Origin of the sequence: Nocardia carnea, assembly GCF_029869215.1 — a bacterium.
Taxonomy (GTDB): Bacteria; Actinomycetota; Actinomycetes; order Mycobacteriales; family Mycobacteriaceae; genus Nocardia; species Nocardia carnea_B.
Genome location: NZ_JARWPM010000380.1, coordinates 1 through 2320 on the forward strand (window position 1 = coordinate 1; position 2320 = coordinate 2320).

The window sequence follows — 2320 nt, forward strand, 5'->3', positions numbered from 1 at the left end:
CCCCCGCGGTGGCGGGGGGGGGGCGCCACCCCCCCCACCGGGGGGTCGCGCATCCCCCCGGGGGGCGCCGCAACCCGCCGCTCGGGCCCCCGCGCCCCCCCCACCAAACCCCCCCCCCCCGCCCCGGCGCCGGGGGCCCGCGCCGGTGCGGATCATCGCCCCGGTCGTGGTGTTCGTCGTGGTCGTGGCCGGCTGGTACTTCGCGAGCCACTACCTGATCGCCGCCGAATCGCGATTCCTGCTGCCGGGACCCGACGAGGTGATCACCGAGGGCCTGCTGGATTCCGTGGTGCGCGCCGAAATCCTGTCCGCGCTGGGCTCCACGGTGCTGGTCGCGCTGAGCGGCCTGGTCATCGCCATGGTGCTGGGTGTGGGCTTCGCGGTGGTGATGAGCCAGGCGCGGTGGGCCGAATACTCCCTGTATCCGTACGCGGTGATCCTGCAGACCATCCCGATCCTGGCCGTGGTGCCGCTGTTCGGGTTCTGGTTCGGCTACGAATTCGGCAGCCGGGTGATCGTCTGCGTGATGGTGTCGCTGTTCCCGGTGGTCACCAATACGCTGTTCGGGCTGAAATCCGTCGCGCCGGCCGAACACGACCTGTTCACCCTGCACGGCGCGACCCGCCGGCAGCGACTGCTGAAACTCCAACTGCCGACGGCGCTTCCGGCGATGATCTCCGGTTTCAAGATCTCCGGTGGGATGGCGATCATCGGGTCCATCGTGGCCGATTTCTTCTTCCGCCAAGGCGAACCGGGCATCGGCCGGATGATCGATGTCTATCGCCAGCGCCTGGCCACCGAGGAACTGCTGACCGCGCTGCTGCTCTCCTCGCTGGCCGGGCTGATCCTGTTCTGGTTCTTCGATTTCCTGGCCGTCCGCGTCGAACGCGCGCACGGCCGCCGCCGCGGCCACTGACCGGTCGCGGCCACCGCTGCCTCGTCCCGACGAGTACCGCCGCAGTCGCGGCACCTCCTCCGCTCACCCAGGAAGTTTCCATGAAGAGATCGATCTCCGTCCTGACAGCCGTCGCCGGCAGTGTTCTGCTCGCCGGGTGCGGTGGCGCCACCTCCGTACCGGAACCCACCGGCGAAGGTCCGCTGGCCGGGGTCTGCCCGGCCACCGTCGTCATCCAAACGGACTGGTACGCAACACCGGAACGTGCCGCCGCCTTCCAGCTGGTCGGCCCCGACGGCACCGTCGATGTCAACAAGGGCTCCTATGCCGGCCCGCTCGGCGATACCGGGATCAACGTGGAAGTCCGCCTCGGTGGGCCCTTCCTCGGCGGCCAGCCGGTACCCGCCCAGATGTATCAGGACACCTCGATCACCCTCGGCTTCGTCCCCACCGACGACGCCGTCCGCGCCCAGGAGGAATTCCCGGTCACCGGCGTATTCGCCTCGCTGGATGTGAACCCGCAGATCATCATGTGGGATCCGGCGACCTACCGGGTCGAATCCTGGAAGGACGTACCCGGTACGAAGGCGCCGGTGGTCTACAGCGAGGGCAAGATCTTCATGGACTACCTCGTTGCCAACGGTTACGTGAGCAAGGAACAGGCCGACGCCTCCTTCGACGGCACCCCGAGCCGTTTCGTCGCCGAACGCGGCAAGGTGATGCAACAGGGGTACGTCTCCAACGAGCCCTACCGCTGGGCACACGATGTGGAGGGCTGGCGGAAACCCACCGACTACCTCCTGGTCCACGAATCCGGTTACGAGATCTACCCGCATGCGTGGTCGGTCCGCTCCGGCGAACTCGAATCGCTCCGGCCGTGTCTGACGGAACTGGTCCCGATGCTGCAGCAGGCCCAGGTCGACTACATCGCCGACCCGGAACCGGTCAACGCCGCCCTGCTACGCATCGCCGAAACCATCCCCGACGGCCCGCCGATGACCGCCGCCGGTAACACGGATTCGGTGAAGGTCCAGGTGGCGGAGCAGATCGTCGGCAACGGCCCCGACGACACCCTCGGCAACTTCGACACCGCCCGGGTGGACCGGGTGATCGAGGCGGTCACCCCGATCCTGCGCCACCGCGGCGACCAGATCGCCGACGGGATGACGGCAGCGGACCTGGTGACCAACGAGTTCATCGACCCGGCGATCGGGCTGCCCGCCGTTCCGAAACCCTGAGACCCGGGCGCGCAGGCGACTGTTCACGATCGCGCCCTGCCCGCAACAATCGTCCCCCGTAGCCCGCCCGTGTCGCGGCTACCGGGGACGACCGTTGTAGGCGCCCCGGGGGGCAGCCCCGCCGCCCGCCCCCCCCCGGCTGCCTTGAGCACGCCCAGTTGCCGGGAGATCGAGGGACCGCTGATCG

2 protein-coding genes are annotated in these 2320 nt (G+C 69.0%); both read left to right on the top strand.

Annotation, left to right across the window (positions count from 1 at the left end):
- The first annotated feature begins 145 nt into the window (after window positions 1-145).
- On the top strand, window positions 146-916 hold the full coding sequence (locus QH276_RS27520) for an ABC transporter permease (protein WP_280406945.1): 771 nt from the start codon (window positions 146-148) through the stop codon (window positions 914-916).
- An 80-nt stretch (window positions 917-996) separates the two neighbouring features.
- The gene (locus QH276_RS27525) at window positions 997-2133 is read left to right on the top strand and encodes an ABC transporter substrate-binding protein (protein ID WP_280398807.1); all 1137 of its coding nucleotides are present in this window, start codon (window positions 997-999) and stop codon (window positions 2131-2133) included.
- Window positions 2134-2320 lie beyond the last annotated feature (187 nt).